Here is a 23,695-nt window from a genome sequence, read left to right as displayed (position 1 = left end):
TGCAAAACACTTTATGAGCCAATCATTTGCAAAAAAGACCTTTAAAACCTTTAAAGGCAAAGCACAAAAAGCCCTGCACCGTAGTTTAGACCAACATGTTAAGCTTGCCGTAACGGGGTTGAGCGGCAGTGGTAAAACCGCGTTTATCAGTGCGTTAGTTAAGCACTTAACCTCTCAGGCGAATGACAACAACTTACCTTTTTTTGATGTGATGCGCGAGCATCGTCATATTGCCACTAAAATTGTGCCTCAAGAGGCATTAAACGTGCCCACCTTTGACTATAACCGTGCAATAAATGCTTTACTGCCAATGGAAGGCGACCCTGCTTGGCCGGCGTCTACAGAGCGAATAAATACCCTGCGCTTGGCGATTAAATACCAAAGTAATGCGGGTCTGCGAGGTCATTTTTCACCGCAATCAACGTTATACCTAGATATTATTGACTATCCAGGCGAATGGCTGCTCGATTTACCTATGCTTGAACAAAGCTATACTGCGTGGTGTGAACAGCAATACCCATTATTAAATCAGTCTCCTCGCAGCGCTACCTCAGGCGATTTTTTACACGCCGTAGAGCAACTTGATTTACATGCCCCTGTGGATGAAAGTGAGCTTGCTAACATTGCACAACTTTATCAACGCATGCTGGTAGGGCTAAAAAAAGACACCAAACTTGCGATGCTACAACCCGGACGAATGTTAATGCCAGGCGACTTGCAAGGTGCGCCGTTATTGTTATTTTTTCCAATAAACCCTGAAAAAATGAAAGACGATGTGGTGGCGGGTTCTAATTTAGCGCATTTAATTAAACGTTTTAATGCTTACGTGAAAGAAGTCGTTAAGCCATTTTATAATGAGCATTTTCGTCACTTTGACCGCCAAATTGTGTTGGTTGATGTACTCAGTGCATTAAATGAAGGCCATGAAACGTTGCATGAGCAAAGCCGTGTTATTAATCAATTGTTGGCACATTTTAATTATGGGGAGTCTGGCTTTTTTAAACGTTTATTCAAACCGAATATTGATAAAATATTGTTTGCGGCTAATAAGTCAGATCACATCAGTGCTAAGCATCATAAAGCGTTAGCCTTGTTACTAGACTCGCTGGTTAAAGAGCAAAGTAATCATTTAAAGTTTGATGGTGTACAAATTGAAACTATGGCTATGTCATCAATTACCGCAACCCAACCTCGCCAAGTGGTTGATAAAGGTCAAACCCTTGATTGCGTTTACGGTAAACCTTTAAATGAGCATGAGTGGCTGACTTATTTACCACCAGAGCCGCCAAGTAGAATGCTTAATAAAAGTGAGTGGCCAGCGCAAGGGTTTGAATTTTTGTCATTTTCGCCGATGCCAAGCCCCGACAAGCAACTTAAACATATTCGATTAGATCATGTGATGCAGTACTTGCTAGGAGATAAATTAACATGAGTGAGTCAACGCAACAGTTTCAAGCAGGGCGTCGTATTAGTGCACAAAGTATTGAGCAACACGAGCCTGCGTTAACACCTGCTAAAATTATTGAACACGGACAAAGTGATTACACCTCTGAGCTTGAGGATGATGCGCTTGAGCCTGAAGTTGATTTAGAGCCGGTGTATAAAAAGTCAAAATGGCAAACGCTCAAAGGCTTGTTTGCGCTCAGCTTTATTATTTTAGTACTGCTAGAGTTTGGGTTTTCTATTGTGCTTGCTTATCAGCAATCGCTTATTTTGGGCAGTGTTTATTTAACCGCCGTGGTAAGCGCTCTGCTATTAATAACAAGATTGTTATGGCGAGAGTATCGGATGTTGCGCAGTTTAAAGCGTAATCAGCTGCATCGCCATGAAGCCGATAGGCTATTAAACAGTGAGCAAGTGGGTGGTGCACTCCCTTGGCTTGAAAAATTGAACAAGCACCAGCAGTTAGACAATTTTGAAAACTTTAAAAACCAAGTTGCTACGCACCATAGTGATAAAGAAATAATGACACTTTACGCTAATAGCCTACTGGTAACGCAAGACACCCAAGCTAAAAAGCTTATAAACCGCTTTGCAACAGAGTCAGCCTTATTAGTCGCATTAAGCCCTCTTGCGCTGGTGGATATGATAGCTGTGCTATGGCGCGGTACAAAATTAATTGAACAAATAGGTAAAATTTATGGCATTGGTTTTGGTTACGCCAGTCGAATTAAACTCTATCGAATGCTGTTAAAACAAGTCATGTTTGTAGGCAGTGCAGAGCTTGTATCTGATTTAGCGGCCACGGCACTTAGTGCTGAGCTATTAGGCAAACTTTCAGGGCGAGCCGCGCAAGGCGTCAGTGCGGGTATATTTACAGCTCGTATAGGCTATAAAGCCATGGAATTAAGCCGACCCTTACCGCGTCTTGAAAATAAACGCAGCTTGTTAAAAGGAACTGTTCAAGGGATTGCGAGTAAAATTATGAGTCGCACTAAGAGAGCCGAGAGTAAATAGTTGGCAATATTTGTGTACAGCTTTTTGGGTAAAGTTTGCACAAATAGCCATCTGAGCATCCGGCATGCTTGTGATTTTAAGTGCGGTGCGTTTTATTTATGCTATTGACACACATAATAAAAACGAGAACACACAATGAGCAAGCATCATCAAAACACCCAATGTATCCATGGCCCACAAAAAGCAAACGACCCCCATGGCGCATTAACCTCACCTTTGTATCAAACGTCTACGTTTCATTTTGAAAATGCCGCTCAAGGTGCTGCCCGCTTTGCAGGTGAAGAGCCCGGTTATATTTACACGCGTTTAGGTAACCCAACCACCACTGAACTTGAACAAAAAGTGGCGCAATTAGAAGGCTGTGAGGCCGCTGCCGCCACGGCAACAGGTATGGGTGCGGTATCCGCTTCGGTACTAAGCTTCCTATCGCAAGGCGATCATTTAATTGCATCAAGCGCTCTGTATGGCTGCACCTTTGCTTTTTTTTCGCATATGTTGCCGCGATGGGGAATTGAAGTCACCTTTGTTGATATGACCAATGAGAGTGAACTGCGCGCTGCCATTAAGCCTAACTCAAAAATGATATTTGTAGAAACACCAATCAATCCAACCATGGCAGTGATTGATTTAGCACTTATTGGCGATGTTGCTAAACAGCATAATTTACTGAGTGTGGTCGACAATACGTTTTTAACCCCGCTGCTGCAGTCACCAAAAAAGTACGGTATCGATATTATAATGCATAGCGCGACCAAGTATTTAAATGGTCACGGCGATGTTGTTGCGGGTATTGTGTGTGGTTCACTTGAGCATATTACACAGATTAAAATGACGGTGTTAAAAGATATAGGCGCGACGATTAGTCCACACGATGCGTGGTTAATAAATCGCGGCTTAAAAACTTTAGCTATTCGCATTGAACGCCATTGCCAAAGTGCGCAAACAATTGCTGAATATTTAGAGGCTCACCCTCAAGTGAGTAAAGTGTACTATCCTGGACTGAAGTCGCACCCAGGTCATCGGTTTATTGGTAAGCAAATGAAAGCGGCTGGCGGTGTTATTGCCTTTGAAATTAAAGGGAGCTTAACCGACGGTGAGCAGTTTATTGATAGCATGAAGCTATGTACTTTAGCGGTTAGCTTAGGCGATGCCGAAACACTTATTCAACACCCTGCATCGATGACCCATTCGCCTTACACACCCGAAGAAAGATTAGCAGCCGGAATTAGTGATGGTTTAATTCGCTTATCTGTTGGGCTTGAAGATGTTAATGATATTATTAACGATCTCAACCAAGCATTTACTAAAATATCGTAAGGTGTAATTTATTATTTACAGAGATTTCGATCTGTAAGGCCTGTTAAATATAGGGTGTGTTTTTATCTTTGCTTTGGTGTAATTATAAATTTACGATCTGCGCGTTCTGCGAAAGTATTGATCTGAGTCAAGCTATTAAACTTTTGTTCACTTTTGCATAGTATGGCTACATCGAATAGCCGAGCATGTGGCTATTATTTTGACACCGATTTAGGGTTTAAACCCAAAGAAGGTATTTATGGCTAAAGCAAGTAATTACACCTCTAAAACACCAGATAAAAATGGCGTTATACATTGGAGCGATGAAGAAAATAAAATTTGGTCTGAGCTTGTAGCACGCCAACTTGCGTGCATTGAAGGCAAAGCCTGTGACGAGTACATGGAAGGGTTAAAAAAAATTAATCTACCGCATGATCGTATTCCACAGCTAAGTGAGCTAAACGAAGTGCTATTGGCAACAACAGGTTGGCAAGTAGCACCTGTACCTGCACTTATCGACTTTGATGAGTTTTTTAGACTACTGGCCAACAAGCAGTTTCCTGTTGCTACGTTTATTCGTAGCCGTGAAGAATTTGATTATTTACAAGAGCCCGATATTTTTCATGAAATATTCGGCCACTGTGCCATGCTAACAAATCTTGACTTTGCTGAATTTACGCATAAATACGGGCAACTAGGTTACGCGGCAGAGAAAAAAGACCGCGTTTATTTAGCGCGCATGTATTGGTTTACGGTCGAATTTGGTTTGATGCAAACCGAAAAAGGATTACGTATTTACGGGGGCGGTATTTTATCAAGCCCAGGAGAAACCCAATACGTGTACTCTGATACACCAGAAATTAATCCAATGAATGTGCTAGATGTGCTGCGCACGCCATACCGTATTGATATTATGCAGCCGCTGTACTACACCATTAATTCGATTCATGATCTGTTTGAAATATCGCAAATGGATATAATGACTTTAGTTGAGCAAGCTAAGGCGCTTGGTTTACACGAGCCGAAATTTCCCCCAAAAGAAAAATTAGCTAGTTAGTTTTTTAATAAAAGTAACACTAGAATTAAGGATTTAAAATGTCTTCATTAAGTGAACAAAAATGTGAAGCCTGTCATGCAGATGCTCCAAAAGTATCAGATGCAGAATTGGCTGAATTAATTAAAAAAATCCCTGATTGGGTGCCGGAAGTACGCGACGGTATTATGCAATTAGAGCGCGTTTATAAGTTTAAAAACTTTAAGCAGGCCATTGCATTTACTAATAAAGTTGGCGATATGGCTGAAGACGAAGGCCATCACCCTGGTCTATTAACCGAATGGGGTAAAGTAACTGTTACTTGGTGGAGCCATTCAATTAAAGGTTTGCATAAAAACGATTTTATTTGTGCCGCTAAAACAGACGATGTATTTAACGCGCTGTAATTATATTTGAGTAAATAAAAAGGCACTTTACAGTGCCTTTTTTATTTTTAATTACCGTTTTTACCAATACTGGCTGTATCCGTTAAGCTTTATCGGTATTTAACATGTCATCATGTTCGGCCATATCCCAAGGAAGTTCGCCTGGGCTATTACCTAGAAAGTGTAAGTAGTTTTCAAATTGGTCGAGAATATCTTTCACAATATCATCTTCAGTGTAGCCATAAACATCGTATGACAGACCACCACGACGTAAAAACACGTCGGCCTTATAATACTTTTCAGCATTATTGTTATCAGGCTTTAGCTCTGAGTAAGCAAAGCTTGGCATAGGATGCTCGGTAAGGCGAATATCATAAACAAAATCCACATGTTCATGGCGCAGTACCGTTAAATGAGCGCGGCCTAAATCCGTATCAAATTCTACCACTGCATGCCATTGTCTAGATTTCAATTCTGCTTGTACGGCTTTCATTGCCTCAACTACCACGCTACCAATAAAAGTATGTACTTTTTCTTTATTAGGGTAATTGACCATAGCCGCTAAACGACGCTTCCAGTGAGACAAGTTAATGTTGCGGCTATTAAGTGTATGTGCTTGCAAGCTGGTGTCTCGATGGGCTTCAATTTTTAGAGCTCGCCAAAGCCCCGCCGTGGCAATTAGCATAATAATAGCAAAGGGTAAGGCACTGGCTATGGTCATGGTTTGCAGCGCACTTAGTCCGCCTGCCACTAATAAAACAGCCGCCACAGCACCTTCAAGTACCGCCCAAAACACGCGTTGCCAAGCCGGCGTATTAATGCTTCCTCCAGAGGCGAGTGAATCAATGACTAAAGAGCCTGAATCAGATGATGTAACAAAAAAAGTTATGATCAAAATGACAGTGAGCAGTGAAATGAAAAATGACAGTGGTAACACTTCAAATAATTGAAATAATGCGACGGCATGATTTGCTTGTACATCGCCAATAAGCGTATCAAACCCCTCATTCATAATTAAGTTAAGTGCCGTATCACCAAAGACTGAAAACCATAAAAAGGTAAAAATAGTGGGAACTAACATTACCCCAACAACAAATTGTCGGATGGTTCTACCACGGCTAATTTTTGCGATGAACATACCCACAAACGGTGCCCACGCAATCGTCCAGCCAAATATAAATAAAGTCCAGTTACCAATCCAATCACTGCGACTATAAGCTTGTAAATTAAAAGTACGCTCAACAATACCGCTTAGGTAGCTGCCGGTATTTTGTAAAAATGATTCTAAAATATGGATAGTCGGGCCAATGAAAAACACAAAAGCCATTAGTGAAACCGCTAAGGTCATATTCACAATTGATAATCGCTTGACCCCTTTATCCATACCGGCCACCACTGAGAGTGTTGCTGCTGCAGTAATTACGGCAATGGCCGTAATTTGCACTGTGGTATTAATAGGGATGTTTGGCCATAAGTAATGTAGGCCAGCATTTATTTGAGTCACCGAAAGCCCTAGTGTAGTGGCAATACCAAATAAAGTACCTAATATGGCAAATACATCCACAGTATGGCCGATTGGGCCATAAATTTTATCGCCAATAAGTGGATACAAGGCAGAGCGAATAGACAGTGGTAAGCCATGGCGAAATGCAAAATAAGCAAGCACTAAACCAACAATTCCATAGATAGCCCAAATATGAAATCCCCAATGGAAAAAGGCAATTTGCATTGCCTGCTTGGCGGCATCAACGGTTTCAGCCGCCCCCGATGGCGGGGATGCGTAATGCAGCACAGGTTCAGCAACACCAAAATAAAGCAGTGCCACGCCATAACCGGCAGAAAAGAGCATGGCAAACCATTCACCAAAGCTGTATTGTGGCTCTGCATGATCAGGGCCTAATTTTATATTCCCCCAACTAGAAGCCGCGACCGAGACAATAAATACCAAGAAAATAGCGACAGACAACATATAAAACCAGCCAAAGGTTTCTGTTATCCACGCAAGGGCAACACTAAATGCCTGACCAGCGAGTTCAGGGTTACTACTTGTACCAATCACCAAAAGTAGAATAATAAATACTGCGGGCAAAAATACAGGTAGCAAAATGGTTGAGCGTAAAGCAGTTTTTGTCATATTAATCCTTAATATTAATTGCTAACTTTCAAGTATGCCTGACTACCTTATTATAAATTCACTAGGGTTGGCTAATTTTGCAGCTTAAAAATGTCATTTTTTTAAATTAAAGTTAATATTTACAGCAGCTTGGTTTTAAAAAAGAAAGTAAGAGAAAGTTGATGTGAGAGTATTAAAGTATTTATTTTAGAGGGGTATAGCTTTATATAGGCTAAGGACTAAATCGAGTCTTAGCGTTTCCAATCACATTGCTTTACCAGCTCAAACCAAGGGCTGGTAAAGTCCTTAGCGACAATAGGGGCGGGTAAGGTTACAGCTACATCTAGCTTGTTGGCTAAATAGCGCGCGACCAGTTGTTTCATTTTATCGCTTTCTAATTGCTCATACGCAGTTTGTAACTGTTGTTTGTCTTTTTGGCTTATAAAACCCCCAGTCAAATTTTTGTAGCCTATTTCAAGCCAAAAAAGTAATGCTTGTTTCGCTTCGTTGGGAAAGGCATGGGTTAATGTGGCCGTTGGGCTATAGAGTCGCTCAAAATTAATTTGCTGCTCTTGAATCAAAAAAACCATTAATAAATTAAGCCCGGTTGAGATTTGCCCCGCGCGTTTATCAATGTTTTGGTTATTACTTAATGCACTTCTAAAATAGCGCTCAGCTTCGGGTATATTGCCCTCATCTAGGGCTAAATAACCTAAGTTACTCTCTATCAGTGCAGTTACATTGGGAAGCTGTAATTGTGTGGTGATTTTATGGCTATCAAGGTACAAGGCACGCGCTTTTGCAAAGTCATCTTGCGAGCGAGCAACCAATGCCATACTGTTGGTGAGCGTTAAGCGTTGACGATCGTTTTGCGCATATTTGTAAGCACATTTAAATGAGTACTGGGCATCGTCTAAATATTCTGCATGGCGAAGCCATATTCCCAAGGCACTCATAATGGTGGTCAGTTTTTGTTTGAAATAATCAGTTTGATGATGCTGAAATATTGCGTCAATCGATGTATAAAGCTCGTCATAGTGACTTGTAGGTACTGCTGTACGGGCATAGATAAGGTGCCAGCGGATAAATAATTCTGGTGGCATGAGTTGTAACCCTGTGAGGTTTTCTAAAATAGTAATAGATTGAGCTGGATTAACAGTAAGATAATCTTCGGCTTCGTCTAATTTTTTTTCAAAGGTATTGAAGTCATTAGCAAAGACGTGTTTTGAACATAATAATATCAACCAACTTATTACAAAAAGCCGCAACAACTTAACCTCGACAATCGAACTATGCGTTAATTCACTATAGTTGTAGGCATCTAACAAAGCAACGCAATTGCGATGAGCATACTCAACGATGTGGCTATCTGCTATAGCTAAAAAACAAAAAAGCCTTAAACCCAGAAGGGTTTAAGGCTTTTAAAGATTCAATTAAAGTTTAGCTAACGTACTTAACTTTAAAAGTATCGTTGGGTTTCGTTTCACTCAACCCAAGCACCGTATTACTCATCAATCGAGCGCAGTAGGGCATTAATGCCCACTTTTTCGCGAGTTTGTTTATCTACTTTTTTCACAATAATAGCCGCATACAAGCTATGGCTGCCATCTTTTGAAGGCAGTGCACCTGGAACCACAACAGCGCCGGCAGGCACACGGCCATAGTGAATTTCACCGGTTTCACGGTCGTAAATACGGGTACTTTGGCTAATGTAAACCCCCATTGAAATAACGGCGCCTTCTTCAACAATTACGCCTTCAACAATTTCTGAACGTGCGCCAATAAAACAGTTGTCTTCAATGATGGTAGGATTCGCTTGTAACGGCTCTAAAACGCCGCCTATGCCTACGCCGCCAGATAAGTGTACGTTCTTGCCAATTTGAGCACATGAGCCCACTGTCGCCCATGTATCAACCATGGTGCCATCGTCAACAAATGCACCTATGTTTACGTACGATGGCATTAATACGACATTTTTACCTACAAAGCTGCCTTTACGAGCAACGGCGTTGGGTACGACACGCATGCCGCCTTGCTGAAATTGCTCCGGCGTGTAGTCGCTAAATTTAAGCGGTACTTTATCGTAAAATTGGTTTACGCCGTCGTTCATTGGCTGATTTTCACGAATTCTAAATGAAAGTAGTACTGCTTTTTTAAGCCACTGGTGAACAACCCATTCGCCTGAAATTTTCTCTGCAACGCGAGCAGCGCCGCTATCTAATAGCTCAAGCGCATCTATAATCGCTTGTTTAACATCGCTTGATACTGTAGCAGGGCTAATGCTGTCGCGGTTATCCCACGCATTTTCAATCATGGTTTTTAAATCTGACATAGTGTCCTCTTATTCAATTTCGGCGTTGAGTTTTTTACGTAATGCCTGATGAATTTTTGCTTGCTCTTCATCAGTCAGCGCTTGATATTCGTTATTTGATACCACAAAGAAATCTTCTGCACGTTCGCCTACCGTGGTAATACGTGCGGCATGTATGTGGAGTAAGTAAGCTTGAAAAACCTCGGCTATTTTAGTTAATAGTCCAGGTATATCAACCGCTTGAATTTCTATTAAGCTACGATCCTTACGAGGGTGCGGGCGCAGTACAATTTTAGGTTTAATATTAAAGTCTTTAAAACGCTGTGATCGGCTCTTTTTAAAGCGTATTTTTTTACGTGGATCATGAAGCGCTTGCTCTAATCCGCGTTTAATCGATTGTGCGCGGCTACTGGCAATCGGATCGCCGTTAACTTCTAAAATAACAAAGTTGAACAGTACGTAGCCATCTTTGGTGGTCAGTACTTGGGCGTGCTGAATTTGCGCTTTTTTAGAGCCAATAACACTTACCAGTCGAGCAAAGAGAGCACCTGAATAGGGGCTATAAGCAAACACTTGGGTACCGCCATGCATCGCTTTATTAGAAACGATAACACTGGGCTGGCTTAAATCAGTGCACTTGAGTAAGTGCTCAGTATGCCAAGAAATTTGTTGCTCACTAAAAGCGGTAAAGTAATTTGCTTTAAAACGGCTCCAAATTAAGTCAATTTGCTCCTCGTGATAATGCAAATTAAGCAGGCGTTGCTTAGCTTGGTGCTTTTTATCACGAATTTGGTCGCGTTGATCCATTGGGTTTTCAAGCCCGAGGCGCAAGGCGCGCTGTGTGTGCAAATAAAGCTCGCGCAGCAGCGTGTTTTTCCAGTCATTCCATAGGTTGTCATTGGTGGCTCGAATATCAGCCACGGTTAAACAATAGAGGTAATCGAGTTGGCGTTCGGTTTTTACTCGCGATGCAAAATCTTTTATTACATCGGGGTCGTTAATATCTTTACGTTGCGCAGTTACCGACATAAGTAAGTGGTTGCTTACCAACCACGCTATGAGCTTACCATCTGAAGAGGCAAAGCCATGCAGCTTTGAAAACGCTATGGCATCAACAGCGCCCAGCTCTGAGTGATCGCCACCACGCCCCTTAGCAATATCATGAAAAATACCAGCCAAATACAGTAATTCGGGTTTATCCATGCGCGTAACTATTTCACTGCAAATTGGAAAGTCACTAATGCTGGTTTTATCGAAGTATTGGTAAATATTATTAATTAATTTATGGGTATGTTCATCTACGGTATAGGCATGAAACAAATCAAACTGCATTTGGCCAAAAATATTGCGCCACTGCGGAAGGTAAGCCGCAATCATGCCGTGCTTATGCATCAGCGTAAACGCACGGCCCATGCCGTTAGGGTGCTTTATAATGCGTAAAAAAGCTTCGCGGCACGCGGCATAATCTTGTAAGTCACCTAATAAGCGACGACGTACTTGGCGGATAGTTCGAATGGTACTTGGGTATATATGGGTAATTTCTGGGTGATCAGCAATGTGCTCAAATAATACAAAAAGTTGGTCACGCCTAAAAAATACTGACGGACTTTTTACCCGAATTTGATGGCCCACGCGTTCAAAATTGCGGTCAAGCTCTTCAACGGTGGCTTGGCTGCTGTCTGGCGAAATACTTTGCTCAAAGTACGAAAGTAGCATTTGATTAAGTTCACGCACCCGGCTCATTATTCTGAACAAGCGTTTCATCATGCGCTCAACAGAGGCTTTTCCATCACTACCAAAACCCAAAATTTCAGCCGCTTGCGGCTGGTGATCAAACAATAAACGGTTTTCTGAGCGACCCGCGGCTAAATGCAAAGCAAAGCGAATATTCCATAAATTTTCAAGGCACTCTAACAGTTCTTGGTATTCTTCGTGAGTTAGGTAGCCGTGATTTATCAGCTCTTGCAGGGTTTCGGCTCTAAAGTGTTTTTTTGCAACCCAAATAATGGTTTGTAAATCGCGCAGCCCGCCTGGATTTTCTTTTATATTAGGCTCTAGATTATAAGCCGTACCATGACATTTTTTATGGCGTAAATTTTGCTCTTGTACTTTTGCAACAAAGAACTCTCCAGAGCCCCATACAGGCCTTTCGATGAGGTGACTTTTGAGCTTTTCGAATTCAATATGGTTGCCGAAAATTAATCGGCTTTCTAGTAGGCTGGTGGCAAAGGTAACATCTTCACGTTTTTGCTCTATGGCTTGTTCAATGGTGCGTACACTGTGACCTATTTCTAAATTAAGATCCCATAGCATAGTGACAAACTGGCCAATTTTTTCGCAAATATCGTCATTGGGTTGCTGGGTAACAAGCAGTAAAAAGTCAATGTCGGAGTAGGGATGAAGTTCACCGCGACCATAACCTCCTACAGCAATTAAAGCGAGATCTGGCTCGTGGGCTAAATCGAAAACATGAAAGAGTTTAATCAGTAACCGGTCTATAAATTCTGCACGGGCGTTTATTAGATTACCAACGGGTTGTTTTGAGAATTCATTATGCAACCATTTATAAAAATAGGCGGAGCAATCGCGGTATTCGCTAAGTTGCTGAGCATCATTGAGCAACTTTTTTACTTTGTTAGGTAATGCCACTTAGGCTGGCTCCTATATATGGACTGCATTATAAGTCTTGGATTAAGTTATTTTTATACTGTGTTTGCTGCAAAGGGAATAAATCATGTTATTTCCCTTTGCAGCAAACCACTTAATCTGTACGCAGGCTAAAGCCTGTTATTACTATGATTAAGCACACACTACTATTAGTGCTCGATGATTCTATCGATAGTATCATCTGATCGTAGTGTTAAAATTTCAACACCATTTTCAGTTACCAGTAAGGTATGTTCCCACTGAGCTGATAAACTACGGTCTTTTGTTACCACAGTCCAGTCGTCTTTTAGTAATTTACATTGGCGTTTGCCTGCATTGACCATGGGCTCGATTGTTAAACACATACCGGCTTTTAATGTTTCGCCTGTACCTGGTTTTCCGTAGTGCATTACCTGTGGTTCTTCATGAAATTCACTGCCAATACCGTGCCCGCAGTATTCACGTACGATAGAGTAATTAAAGCTCTCTGCATATTTTTGAATAGCTGCACCAATATCACCAAGGCGAACACCCGGTTTTACCATTTTAATGGCAAGGTAAAGACTTTCTTGAGTCACTTCTGCAAGGCGTTTGCCTTGAATGTTAGGTGTGCCAACATGGAACATTTTTGAAGTATCACCATGGTAACCATCTTTAATAACAGTAATGTCAATATTGACACTGTCACCGTCTTTTAATGCTTTGTCGTTCGGAATTCCGTGACAAATTACATGATTTACCGAGGTACAAATTGATTTTGGAAAACCATGATAATTAAGAGGAGCAGGAACGGCATCTTGCACATTAACAATATAATCATGACAAATTGTATTTAGCTCATCGGTGGTGATACCTGGTACCACATGTGGTTCGATCATTTCTAGCACATCAGCAGCCAAACGGCCGGCTACACGCATTTTCTCGATTTCTTCAGGGGTCTTAATCACAGCGCTCATTGAGGCTCCAAAGTTGCGTTTTTAGATGATTATCGTCGCACAATTTTTGCACGAGACGTTGAGTATTTAATTTTAATATGGTATAAAGCGCGCCGTCTTTTTACAAATAAATTCTTAAATGATTTTTTGTATTTAAGGCAAACACAATTTTATTTTAACACACACACGTATCGTCACATACACTTGGGTGCATTTCAGTTTCATTTAACTGCGGTGTTGGTGCTATGGGATATGTGGAGGCCTAACCCTAAACAACTTAGAGGATTTACAAAATGGCAAACGTTTCAATGCGCGATATGCTTCAAGCTGGTGTTCACTTTGGTCACCAAGCACGTTACTGGAACCCTAAGATGAAACCTTTCATCTTCGGCGCACGTAACCGTGTACATATCATCAACCTTGAGCAAACTGTACCAATGTTCAACACTGCACTTAAGTTTTTATCTGGTGCTGCTGCAAACAAAGGTAAAGTTCTTTTCGTTGGTACAAAGCGCGCAGCAAGCGAAGCAGTAAAAGAAGCTGCTTTACAAAGCGATCAATTCTTCGTTAACCACCGTTGGTTAGGCGGCATGTTGACTAACTGGAAAACAGTTCGTCAATCAATCAAGCGTCTTAAAGACCTTGAAGCTCAAAGCCAAGACGGTACTTTCGAGAAGTTAACTAAGAAAGAAGCGTTAATGCTTACTCGTGAAATGGACAAGCTTGAAAAAAGCCTTGGTGGTATTAAAAACATGGGTGGCCTTCCAGACGCTATCTTTGTAATCGATGCTGACCACGAGCACATTGCTATCCGTGAAGCTAACAACCTAGGTATCCCAGTTGTTGCAATCGTTGATACTAACTCTAACCCAGACGGTGTTGATTACATCGTACCTGGTAACGATGATGCTATCCGTGCAATCAACCTTTACACTAGTGCTGTTGCAGCTGCGATCACTGAAGGCCGTGAGAGTAACATCGTTGCTCAAGCTGAAAAAGATGACTTCGTAGAAGCTGAGTAATTAGCTGTCATCAAGTCTTCATCTTTTAAAGGTGAAGACTTGCTATTCTTGTGGAGCGGGTAACCCGCTTATCTAAACCTGATTTCAGATTTGAGGATTTACTAATGGCTGTAACTACTGCCCTAGTTAAAGAATTACGCGAGCGTACTGGCGCTGGCATGATGGATTGTAAAAAAGCGTTAACTGAGACTGATGGTGACATCGAGTTAGCGATTGAAAACATGCGTAAGAGCGGTGCTGCAAAGGCTGCTAAAAAAGCAGGTAACATCGCTGCTGAAGGTACTATCATCATCAAGCAAAACGCGGGTGTTGCAGTACTTGTAGAAGTTAACTGTCAAACTGACTTCGTAGCTAAAGATGCAAGCTTCTTAGCATTTGCTAATAAAGTTGCAGATGCTGCTATCGCTGACACTTCATCTATCGAAGACTTACAAGCTAAGTTTGAAGAAGATCGTGTTGAGCTAGTAACTAAAATTGGTGAAAACATCAATGTACGTCGTCTTCAGTACATCACTGGTGAGCAACTAGTTGAGTACCGTCACGGCGAGCGTATTGGTGTTGTTGTTGCAGGTGTTGCTGATGAAGAAACACTTAAGCACGTTGCAATGCACGTTGCTGCTTCAAACCCAGACTACTTAACACCAGATGACGTACCTGCTGATGTTGTTGAAAAAGAAAAGCAAGTACAAATCGACATCGCGATGAATGAAGGCAAGCCTGCTGAAATCGCTGAGAAGATGGTTGTTGGTCGTATGAAAAAATTCACTGGTGAGGTTTCTCTTACTGGTCAAGCTTTCATCATGGAACCTAAAAAGTCTGTTGGCGAAATTCTTAAAGAGAAAAACGCAACAGTTACTGGCTTTGTACGTATGGAAGTTGGTGCAGGTATCGAGAAGAAAGAAGAAGATTTTGCTGCTGAAGTTGCTGCTCAAATTGCAGCTGCTAAAGCTAAGTAAGATTAGCTATTTGTGATGCCAAAGGAAAATAGATGCAATTAAAGTACTATTTGCTTTTGCGTCACGCTTAGAAATTCTTTAAAATAACCGCGCTTTTATGTTTAACATAAGCGCGGTTATTTTTTATCCATAATTCAATAAAAGTTGGCCCCAAAACTATGACTATCAATCGCAAACCTATTTTTAGACGTGTTCTTCTCAAATTAAGTGGTGAAGCTTTAATGGGAGACGAAGGCTTCGGCATCGACCCTAAAGTTTTAGATCGTATGGCACAAGAAATTAAAGAGCTCGTAGAACTCGACGTAGAAGTGGGTTTAGTTATTGGTGGCGGTAACTTTTTACGTGGAGGCTCACTAGCCGAAGCGGGTATGAACCGCGTTGTTGGCGACCACATGGGTATGCTTGCAACCGTCATGAATGGTCTTGCTATGCGTGATGCGTTGCACCGTGCATTTGTAAATTGTCGTTTAATGTCAGCCATTCCTTTAAATGGCGTATGTGATGCGTATAACTGGGCAGAAGCCATTAGCTTATTAAAAACAGGTCGTGTTGTTATTTTTGCAGCCGGTACGGGTAACCCGTTCTTTACAACTGACTCTGCAGCGTGTTTACGTGGCATTGAAATTGAAGCTGACACAGTAATTAAAGCAACCAAAGTAGATGGTGTATTTAGCGATGATCCGGTTAAAAACCCAGATGCGACACTTTACCGTCACTTAAGCTACAATGAAATTATTGATAAAGAACTAAAAGTAATGGATTTAGCGGCATTTACATTAGCTCGCGACCATAATATGCCATTGAGCGTATTTAATATGAATAAATCAGGCGCATTAAAACGCGTAATAATGGGTGAAGAAGAAGGAACCCTTATTTCTTCACAAGCCTCAGATGAAGTTAGTAACTAGATTAGGATTAAACCGTGATTAACGATATTCAAAAAGATGCGCAAGCGCGCATGCAAAAAAGTGTAGCAGCACTTGGTAGTCAATTATCTAAAATTCGTACTGGCCGTGCTCATCCTGCAATTTTAGACGGCATCATGGTGTCGTACTACGGCGCACCAACACCGTTAAACCAAGTTGCAAATGTAACAATTGAAGACTCACGTACATTGGCTATTGGTGTATTTGATAAGTCATTAGCGCAAGCTGTTGAAAAAGCGATTATGGCATCTGACCTTGGTTTAAATCCAATGTCTGCAGGCACAGTGATCCGTGTACCACTTCCTCCATTGACTGAAGAACGTCGTAAAGATTTAATTAAAATCGTACGTGGTGAAGTAGAAGGCGGTCGTGTTGCTATTCGTAACATTCGTCGTGATGCAAATGGCGATATTAAAAACTTATTAAAAGATAAAGACATCTCTGAAGATGAAGCGCGTCAAGCTGAAGATGCTATCCAAAAAATCACTGATAAGTTTATCAAAGAAATGGATACGCAACTAACAGCGAAAGAAGCTGAGTTGATGGAAATCTAATTGCTAATCTAGGCTCGGATTAACAGCTTTACTAAAGTAACTAAGTCGTTGTTTATATGCCTTCGCACTTAACTTTAATTGTGTGATTTTAAAGGGTAACAGATTGTGTTTACTCTTTGCTATTGGCTCGATTATCAGTAAATACAAGGTTGTTAGCTGTATAATTATTTGCTTTATGTAGATTTATTATCACGGGTACAGGTTAAAATTATTAGTTTTGAAACGCCGTCTGGGGTATACTAGGCGGCGTTTTTTTATGGAATACACAAAATTTATGGTTCTAGACGCTGATACAATTTCACAGCAATGTTTACCTAAACATGTTGCCATCATCATGGATGGGAACGGGCGTTGGGCACAAGCTAGAAATAGACCTCGTGTATATGGGCATAAAAAAGGCGTGGATGCAGTTCGTCAATCCGTGCAGTTTTGTACTAAATTAGGAATACAATCGTTAACCTTATTTGCTTTTAGTAGTGAAAACTGGCGCCGCCCTGAAGACGAAGTAAATACACTTATGGAGCTTTTTTTATTTGTACTGAGTAAAGAAGTTAAAAAGCTGCATAAAAATAACGTAAAACTAACCATCATTGGAGATTTATCTCGATTCTCTGAAAGCTTGCGCGCTAAAGTACATACAGCTCAAGAACTAACAGCGAACAATACCGGGCTGCACTTAAATGTTGCGGCAAATTACGGTGGTCGCTGGGATATGACTCACGCTGCTAAGCAAGTTGCTTTACAAGTAGCGAATGGAGAAATTGACCCAGCAGATATTACAGAAGAACATATTGCACAGCATATGAGTATGGCAGATCAAGCTCAGCCTGATTTATTGATCCGTACCGGTGGCGATGTCAGAATTAGTAACTTTTTACTTTGGCAGGCAGCCTACGCTGAACTTTATTTCACAAATACACTTTGGCCTGATTTTAATGAAGCTGCTTTTGCAGAGGCCATTGCATGTTACGTTGCCAGAGAGCGACGTTTTGGTTGCACGGGCGAACAAATAAAACAATTACTCGCTCAAACCTAAAATAGATTAAGGGTCATCATTTTGTTAAAACAACGTATTTTAACCTCACTAGTGCTAGCGCCATTAGCACTGGCTTTGGTTTTTTACACCCCACTAACGTTATTTAGTTATTTTGCGGGTGCTATTGTATTAATGGGCGCGTGGGAATGGTCTGCCTTTATGGGACTATGCGATAAGCTAAAACGTGGCGCCTTCGTGTTATTAGTGGCAGTATTACTAGGGTTACTCAATTTGCATTGGCCTATAGAGACTCTATGGCAAGATGGTCAACTTGTAGGCGATGCTAATTACTTATTTACCTTGTCGTTTTCTTGGTGGTTGGTAGCCAGTTACTTAGTGTGGCGTTACCCTGCTATGGCGAAAGGGTGGAACGAAGGGCTTGTGATGCGCGGCATTGCTGGTTTGTTGACCTTAGTACCGCTATGGCTTGCACTTAACACACTGCGTAGTGCGCAATATACGGAATCTACTCACTATGGCTCTATGCTCATTTTAGTTGTATTAGGCATTGTATGGAGTGCCGATATAGGCGCTTACTTTACAGGTAAAAGTTTTGGTAAACATAAGTTAATGCCTAAAGTTAGTCCAAATAAAACCATAGAAGGCCTCGCAGGTGGCGTGGTTGCTGCGGTGTTATTTGTACTGGCTTTTTGTTATTACACTAACGTTGATACCTCTGTATGGCCTATTTATGCAGTTATGACAGCGTTTATTGCCTTGTTTTCTGCGGTAGGTGATTTACTTGAGAGTATGTTTAAGCGCGAAGCGGGACTTAAAGATAGCGGCAGTTGCTTACCAGGACACGGTGGTATTTTAGACCGTATTGATAGTTTAACTGCGGCAGCACCGATGTTTGTTATTTGCTTTGCTTGGACGCTTAGCTTATGAGTGCTGTGCAACAACTGGTTATTTTGGGTGCGACGGGGTCGATAGGTCTTAGCACGTTAGATGTTGTTGCAAGAAACCAACAGCAATTTAAAGTTTTTGCATTGACCGCAGGACAAAATGCAAAAAAAATGGCTGAACTGTGTATAGCTCACCAGCCTCGTTATGCTGTAATGGCATCTGAATCGGCGGCTAAGCAGCTTTCTGCGCTTTTAAAGCATGAGAGTAAAACGCAAGTAATGCATGGCGAGAAAGCCATGAGTGAGCTCTGTGCTCATGTTGATGTTGATACGGTTATGTCAGCGATTGTCGGTGCAGCCGGATTACTACCTACCTTGAGCGCTGTTGAAGCGGGTAAAAAAGTGCTGCTTGCCAACAAAGAGTCACTGGTGATGTCGGGTCAGTTATTCATCGATAAAGTTAAAAAGCATAAAGCAACTTTATTACCCATCGACAGCGAGCATAATGCTATTTTTCAGTGTTTACCTAGTGCTTTACAAAATACCCAAGGGCAAGCAAAGCTTGGGCAACATGGGGTTAGCAAAATTTTATTAACTGGCTCAGGTGGCCCGTTTTTAAATCGCGATATCAATACCCTTAACACCGTTAGCGTCAGTGAAGCTGTTGCTCATCCTAATTGGTCTATGGGGCAAAAAATATCAGTAGACTCAGCTACGATGATGAACAAAGGCTTAGAGTTTATTGAGGCAAAATGGTTATTTAACTGTGATGCAAACGATATTGATGTGGTGATTCATCCTCAAAGTATTATTCATTCGATGGTGCAATACCAAGATGGCTCTATTTTAGCGCAAATGGGTAACCCTGATATGCGCACCCCGATAGCGCATGCACTTGCGTATCCAGAGCGCATTGATGCGGGTGTCAAGCCGTTAAATTTTTCTGATATTTGTGATTTTTCGTTTACCAAACCTGATTTCTCACGTTACCCCAATTTAAAGCTTGCAATTGCAGCCTGTGATGCAGGCCAAGGAGCCACCACCACCGTTAATGCGGCTAATGAGATTGCAGTTAATGCGTTTTTACAGGGGCAGATTGGGTTTACGGATATTTATAAAGTGAATGCGCAAACGCTAGACGCCGCACAATTTACTGATGCGAAAACACTCGATGAAATTTTAGAGTGTGACCGTTTAGCTCGCATCAGCGCTGCGCAGTTTATAACAAAAGTGGTGCATTGATATGTTCGATTTTTTTTGGAATTTAGGTTCGTTTATACTCGCACTAGGCATTCTAGTGACCGTTCATGAATATGGTCATTTTTGGGTTGCGCGTAAAGCGGGTGTAAAGGTACTGCGCTTTTCAATTGGTTTTGGTAAACCCTTACTAAAATGGCACGATAAATATAATACTGAGTACGTTATTGCGGCAATCCCGCTGGGCGGATACGTGAAAATGCTCGACGAGCGTGTTGATGAAGTGCCTGCCAATCAACGTCATTTATCGTTTAATGCTAAATCAGTTCAAGCCCGCATAGCCATTGTGGCAGCAGGGCCGATGGCGAACTTTTTGTTCGCTATTTTTGCTTTAGCGGTGATGTACATGGTAGGTGTGCAAACCATAAAACCAGTTGTGGGTAGTGTTGTTGAAGGCAGTCGAGCTGAACAAGCCGGTATTATGCCAACCCAGCAAATTATTAAAATTGGTGATGACGACATAAGTAATTGGCAAGATGCGACCTTTTCTTTGATGTCTCATTTAGGTGATAAAAGCGTTGCCGTAACCTTACGCAACGAAAATTATCAGCAAACAGTGCAAACGCTTAACCTAGATGGTTGGAAGCTTGATCAACAAGATGTACCGCCGCTCAGTTCGTTAGGTATTGTACCGTTTCGTCCTCAGGCAACCTTGGTTATTGCTGCTATTACTAAAAACTCAGCTGCTGAACAGGCTAATTTACAGGTTAACGACGTTATTTTAGCTGTGAATGGTGAAACAATGAGCAGTTGGCAGCAATTAGTTAATCTTATTACTCAATCGGCTAACAAATCCTTACAATTTAGTGTAAAAAGACAAGATAGTATAAAAACAATAACAGTTACTCCAAAGAGCCGGGTCGTCAGTAATGGCATAGAGCAAGGCTTTTTGGGTGTTGCTCCCGTTGTAGAGCAGTGGCCTGATGATTTTGTAGAGACTAGACATTATGGGCCACTAGATAGTATTGTGCTGGGCACAAAAGAAACATGGCGTTTAATTACGCTGAGTTTTGACATGATAGGTAACTTAATAACAGGCCAAGTGTCGGTTAAAAACCTAAGTGGACCCGTCGGCATAGCCGTAGGCGCCGGCACCAGTGTTAGTTATGGATTAGTCGCATTTTTAAGCTTTTTAGCTTTGATAAGCGTTAACTTGGGAGTATTTAATTTACTTCCTCTGCCAGTGCTTGATGGTGGGCACTTAATGTATTACATAATTGAACTTTTTCGTAAAAAGCCAGTCTCTGAAAAGACACAAGAGTTTGGTTTTAAAGTGGGAGCCTTGCTACTCATTTTTCTAACATGTTTCGCTTTGTTCAATGATGTATCGCGCTTGTAGTTATGTAAGCGTGGTAACGACAAATTAGAACACGATTGTAAAGCTCTTAAATATTTAATTTTCGATGCTAAGCGGTAATACAGTTGTAAAGGATAAAGATAATAAAATGGCTATAAAAAAACATTTGGTAGTTTCAAGTTTATTGGGTGCAAGCTTTGCAGCCCTAGGCCAAAACTCCTTTATTGTTGAAGATTTAAAAGTTGAGGGATTGCAACGTGTCGCACTTGGTGCTGCATTAACGCATATTCCTATTAACGTGGGCGACAATGTTGATGAATATACAATTTCAAAAACAATTAAGTCACTTTATCGCTCTGGTCACTTTGACAATATAAAAGCGTTACGTGATGGTAATAACGTTATTTTTAAAGTAACTGAGCGTCCAACCATTAGCTTTATTGAATTTGAAGGCAATAAAGACATAAAAGATGAGCAGTTAAATCAGTCACTCGATCAACAAGATATTCGCCAAGGCGAGCCGCTTGATAAAACGGTAATCGATAATATCGAAAAAGGCCTGATTGAATTTTTTCACAGTATTGGTAAATACAATGCAAAAGTGGATATCAGTGTCACTAAATTACCACGTAATCGGGTTAAATTAAGACTTGAGTTTGACGAGGGCGATGCAGCCTCCATTCGTCAAATTAACTTAGTGGGTAATGAGCTTTTCTCAAACGAAGAGTTATTGCAACTAGTTGAGTCGCAGCAAGACTTACCATGGTGGCAGTTTATGGGTAGCGACCGCTATCAAAAACAAACCATTGAAGGCGATTTAGAAAAAATTCGCAGCTTTTATTTAGACCGTGGCTATTTACGCTTTAATATTGACTCAACTCAAGTATCAGTTAGCCCTGAACGTGAGTCTGTTTATGTAACGGCAAATATTACCGAAGGCGTTAAATACAAAGTGAAAGGCTTTGATTTCATCGGTGATTTACTTGGTCGTGAAGAATTAATAAAAAGTGTTATTCCACTGCGCACAGGCGAGCTTTATAACGGATCAGTGGTTACCTCATCAGAAGAATTTATCAAAAGCTACTTGGCGCGTTTTGGTTACGCCAATGCTGAAGTACGTACGATTCCAGAAATTGATGACGAGAACCAAGAAGTACAATTGACTCTGTCGGTTGACCCAGGCAAGCGTGTGTATGTTCGTCGAATTATTGTAGGTGGTAACCAAAACACGGCTGATGAAGTACTGCGCCGTGAAATGACACAGCTTGAAGGTGCATGGTTATCTAACCAAAACCTAGAGCGTTCTAAACTACAAATTCAACGTTTACCTTATATGGAAACCGTTGATTTTAATGTAGTGCCAGTTCCAGGTGTTGATGACCAAGTGGACGTTGACTTTACTGTTAAAGAGCAATCAGCGGGCAGCTTTAATGCGGGTCTTGCCTATGGCTCATACTTAGGTCTGCAGTTTAATATTGGTGTAACCGAGTCTAACTTTTTAGGCACAGGTAACCAAATTGGCTTTAATATTAATACTTCACGCGGCTCTGAGCGTGTCAGTGTATCGTATACCGACCCTTACTTTACGCCGGATGGCGTATCGCAGGGCAGCAGTATTTTTTACAGTAACTACGATGCCAGTCAGTTTAGCTTGATTGACTATAAGTCAAAAAGTTATGGGTTAGGGACAAACATTGGTTTCCCAATTGATGCCATTAACCGTATTAATTTTGGCGCACGTTGGATAGAAGAACAATTGTCAGATATTGCTGAATATGAGCAAACACGTGTACTACGTGAAACCTTCTTAGATCCAGAAAATCCAGATGCGGGCTTTGAATTTACAAAGTACGAGCTAAGTGTTGGTTGGTCACGAGTTACAGTTAACCGTGGTTTATTCCCAACGGCAGGTTCACGACAAACATTAAACTTAACAGCCACAACGCCAAACTCTGATTTACAGTACTTTAAATTAAATTATGACTCGCGTTTTTACTGGCCGATTTCTAACGATCATCGTTGGGTTTTCTCAACGCGTGCTGCATTAGGTTATGGTAATGGTTATGGCTCTACCAATGGCTATGATCAAACTTTACCGTTCCAAGAATACTTCCGTATCACTGAAATGGAATTACGTGGCTTTGATAGAAATACCATTTTACCGCGTGCTGTTTCGCGTATACCGCAATCAATACCAGGTACGCCATCAGGTGATGGCACAACCACAGGCAACATTGGTGGGGCGTCAGAGTTTGACGTGCTAATACCACAAGGTCGTATTGGTGGTAATGCTAAAGCAGTGGCAGGTATGGAGCTTATTGTACCTACTCCATTCTTAGATGAAGAAAATACTAGTTCAGTGCGAACGAGTTTCTTTGTTGACGCTGCCAACGTATGGGATACCGAATTCAGTGTTGATCGCTATCAAAACTTAGGGATTGATGAGCGTGCAAAATTAGATGACTACTCAGACCCAATGCGCTTTAGGGTTGCAACCGGTTTATCATTACAGTGGATCTCACCTATGGGTCCGATGCTGATCAGCTTTGCGTATCCGTTGCAAAAAGAAGAAGATGACGATACCAAGACCATCAGTTTTAATATTAGTAACACTTTCTAAAGGAG

19 protein-coding genes are annotated in these 23,695 nt (G+C 41.3%); 14 read left to right on the top strand and 5 right to left on the bottom strand.

The annotated features are described in order from the left end of the window. Window positions 1-13: 13 nt before the first annotated feature. From PISS_RS10690 to PISS_RS10670, 5 genes are all read left to right on the top strand, one after another. Window positions 14-1,432 (top strand): YcjX family GTP-binding protein, encoded by a 1,419-nt coding sequence (locus tag PISS_RS10690; protein WP_058155048.1) that lies wholly within the window; start codon window positions 14-16, stop codon window positions 1,430-1,432. Then, a complete protein-coding gene (locus PISS_RS10685; protein WP_058155047.1) occupies window positions 1,429-2,457 on the top strand; it encodes a TIGR01620 family protein in 1,029 nt (342 codons plus the stop codon). Before PISS_RS10690 ends, PISS_RS10685 begins: the two co-directional genes overlap by 4 nt. 135 nt (window positions 2,458-2,592) lie before the next feature. Further along, entirely contained in the window at window positions 2,593-3,774 is a 1,182-nt protein-coding gene (gene megL / locus PISS_RS10680; protein ID WP_058155045.1) for a methionine gamma-lyase, read from the top strand. Between the two features lie 238 nt (window positions 3,775-4,012). Continuing rightward, window positions 4,013-4,810 carry a phenylalanine 4-monooxygenase gene (gene phhA / locus PISS_RS10675; RefSeq protein ID WP_058155044.1) on the top strand — a complete coding sequence of 266 codons (798 nt, stop codon included), beginning with the start codon at window positions 4,013-4,015 and terminating at the stop codon, window positions 4,808-4,810. Between the two features lie 38 nt (window positions 4,811-4,848). Then, the gene (locus PISS_RS10670; protein ID WP_013465435.1) at window positions 4,849-5,193 is read left to right on the top strand and encodes a 4a-hydroxytetrahydrobiopterin dehydratase; all 345 of its coding nucleotides are present in this window, start codon (window positions 4,849-4,851) and stop codon (window positions 5,191-5,193) included. An 82-nt stretch (window positions 5,194-5,275) separates the two neighbouring features. On the opposite strand, the gene PISS_RS10665 is transcribed toward PISS_RS10670, so the two are convergent. The 5 genes from PISS_RS10665 to map form a co-directional block, all read right to left on the bottom strand. Then, entirely contained in the window at window positions 5,276-7,306 is a 2,031-nt protein-coding gene (locus tag PISS_RS10665; protein ID WP_058155041.1) for a BCCT family transporter, read from the bottom strand. A 230-nt stretch (window positions 7,307-7,536) separates the two neighbouring features. Continuing rightward, window positions 7,537-8,553, bottom strand: a complete 1,017-nt coding sequence (locus PISS_RS10660) for a tetratricopeptide repeat protein (protein WP_058155040.1) — start codon at window positions 8,551-8,553, stop codon at window positions 7,537-7,539. A 236-nt stretch (window positions 8,554-8,789) separates the two neighbouring features. Further along, window positions 8,790-9,617 carry a 2,3,4,5-tetrahydropyridine-2,6-dicarboxylate N-succinyltransferase gene (gene dapD, locus PISS_RS10655; RefSeq protein WP_013465432.1) on the bottom strand — a complete coding sequence of 276 codons (828 nt, stop codon included), beginning with the start codon at window positions 9,615-9,617 and terminating at the stop codon, window positions 8,790-8,792. Between the two features lie 9 nt (window positions 9,618-9,626). After that, window positions 9,627-12,245 carry a [protein-PII] uridylyltransferase gene (gene glnD, locus PISS_RS10650; RefSeq protein WP_016899280.1) on the bottom strand — a complete coding sequence of 873 codons (2,619 nt, stop codon included), beginning with the start codon at window positions 12,243-12,245 and terminating at the stop codon, window positions 9,627-9,629. A gap of 167 nt (window positions 12,246-12,412) precedes the next feature. Beyond that, on the bottom strand, window positions 12,413-13,198 hold the full coding sequence (map, locus tag PISS_RS10645; protein ID WP_008467527.1) for a type I methionyl aminopeptidase: 786 nt from the start codon (window positions 13,196-13,198) through the stop codon (window positions 12,413-12,415). A 272-nt stretch (window positions 13,199-13,470) separates the two neighbouring features. On the opposite strand from map, the gene rpsB reads away from it, so the two are divergent. The 9 genes from rpsB (at window position 13,471) to bamA (ending at window position 23,690) form a co-directional block, all read left to right on the top strand. Further along, on the top strand, window positions 13,471-14,199 hold the full coding sequence (gene rpsB, locus PISS_RS10640; protein ID WP_013465430.1) for a 30S ribosomal protein S2: 729 nt from the start codon (window positions 13,471-13,473) through the stop codon (window positions 14,197-14,199). 104 nt (window positions 14,200-14,303) lie between these two features. After that, window positions 14,304-15,155, top strand: coding sequence for a translation elongation factor Ts (gene tsf, locus PISS_RS10635; protein ID WP_013465429.1), 852 nt, complete (start codon window positions 14,304-14,306; stop codon window positions 15,153-15,155). Between the two features lie 158 nt (window positions 15,156-15,313). Further along, window positions 15,314-16,063, top strand: coding sequence for a UMP kinase (gene pyrH, locus PISS_RS10630; RefSeq protein WP_016899281.1), 750 nt, complete (start codon window positions 15,314-15,316; stop codon window positions 16,061-16,063). A gap of 50 nt (window positions 16,064-16,113) precedes the next feature. Beyond that, window positions 16,114-16,635: a ribosome recycling factor gene (gene frr, locus PISS_RS10625; RefSeq protein WP_013465428.1), complete on the top strand. Its 522-nt coding sequence runs from the start codon at window positions 16,114-16,116 to the stop codon at window positions 16,633-16,635. Between the two features lie 256 nt (window positions 16,636-16,891). Next, a complete protein-coding gene (locus PISS_RS10620) occupies window positions 16,892-17,671 on the top strand; it encodes an isoprenyl transferase (protein ID WP_008110986.1) in 780 nt (259 codons plus the stop codon). Between the two features lie 21 nt (window positions 17,672-17,692). Then, window positions 17,693-18,559, top strand: coding sequence for a phosphatidate cytidylyltransferase (locus tag PISS_RS10615; RefSeq protein ID WP_008110985.1), 867 nt, complete (start codon window positions 17,693-17,695; stop codon window positions 18,557-18,559). After that, window positions 18,556-19,758, top strand: coding sequence for a 1-deoxy-D-xylulose-5-phosphate reductoisomerase (gene ispC, locus PISS_RS10610; RefSeq protein WP_058155038.1), 1,203 nt, complete (start codon window positions 18,556-18,558; stop codon window positions 19,756-19,758). The genes PISS_RS10615 and ispC overlap by 4 nt, the downstream gene beginning before the upstream one ends. 1 nt (window position 19,759) lies before the next feature. After that, window positions 19,760-21,112, top strand: a complete 1,353-nt coding sequence (gene rseP / locus PISS_RS10605; protein WP_058155036.1) for a sigma E protease regulator RseP — start codon at window positions 19,760-19,762, stop codon at window positions 21,110-21,112. 106 nt (window positions 21,113-21,218) lie between these two features. Then, the gene (gene bamA / locus PISS_RS10600) at window positions 21,219-23,690 is read left to right on the top strand and encodes an outer membrane protein assembly factor BamA (protein ID WP_058155514.1); all 2,472 of its coding nucleotides are present in this window, start codon (window positions 21,219-21,221) and stop codon (window positions 23,688-23,690) included. The last annotated feature ends 5 nt before the right edge of the window (window positions 23,691-23,695 follow it).

The sequence above is a fragment of the Pseudoalteromonas issachenkonii genome (genome assembly GCF_002310795.1).
Classification (GTDB): Bacteria; Pseudomonadota; Gammaproteobacteria; order Enterobacterales; family Alteromonadaceae; genus Pseudoalteromonas; species Pseudoalteromonas tetraodonis.
Note: the sequence above shows the minus strand (reverse complement) of the source record. Positions and strands in the feature narration are given on the sequence as shown.

Coding starts and splice junctions, on each gene's coding strand:
- PISS_RS10690 (WP_058155048.1), top strand. CDS start 14: ATGAGCCAATCATTTGCAAAAAAGACCTTTAAAACCTTTAAAGGCAAA.
- PISS_RS10685 (WP_058155047.1), top strand. CDS start 1,429: ATGAGTGAGTCAACGCAACAGTTTCAAGCAGGGCGTCGTATTAGTGCA.
- megL (WP_058155045.1), top strand. CDS start 2,593: ATGAGCAAGCATCATCAAAACACCCAATGTATCCATGGCCCACAAAAA.
- phhA (WP_058155044.1), top strand. CDS start 4,013: ATGGCTAAAGCAAGTAATTACACCTCTAAAACACCAGATAAAAATGGC.
- PISS_RS10670 (WP_013465435.1), top strand. CDS start 4,849: ATGTCTTCATTAAGTGAACAAAAATGTGAAGCCTGTCATGCAGATGCT.
- PISS_RS10665 (WP_058155041.1), bottom strand. CDS start 7,306: ATGACAAAAACTGCTTTACGCTCAACCATTTTGCTACCTGTATTTTTG.
- dapD (WP_013465432.1), bottom strand. CDS start 9,617: ATGTCAGATTTAAAAACCATGATTGAAAATGCGTGGGATAACCGCGAC.
- map (WP_008467527.1), bottom strand. CDS start 13,198: ATGAGCGCTGTGATTAAGACCCCTGAAGAAATCGAGAAAATGCGTGTA.
- rpsB (WP_013465430.1), top strand. CDS start 13,471: ATGGCAAACGTTTCAATGCGCGATATGCTTCAAGCTGGTGTTCACTTT.
- tsf (WP_013465429.1), top strand. CDS start 14,304: ATGGCTGTAACTACTGCCCTAGTTAAAGAATTACGCGAGCGTACTGGC.
- pyrH (WP_016899281.1), top strand. CDS start 15,314: ATGACTATCAATCGCAAACCTATTTTTAGACGTGTTCTTCTCAAATTA.
- frr (WP_013465428.1), top strand. CDS start 16,114: ATGCAAAAAAGTGTAGCAGCACTTGGTAGTCAATTATCTAAAATTCGT.
- PISS_RS10620 (WP_008110986.1), top strand. CDS start 16,892: ATGGAATACACAAAATTTATGGTTCTAGACGCTGATACAATTTCACAG.
- ispC (WP_058155038.1), top strand. CDS start 18,556: ATGAGTGCTGTGCAACAACTGGTTATTTTGGGTGCGACGGGGTCGATA.
- rseP (WP_058155036.1), top strand. CDS start 19,760: ATGTTCGATTTTTTTTGGAATTTAGGTTCGTTTATACTCGCACTAGGC.
- bamA (WP_058155514.1), top strand. CDS start 21,219: ATGGCTATAAAAAAACATTTGGTAGTTTCAAGTTTATTGGGTGCAAGC.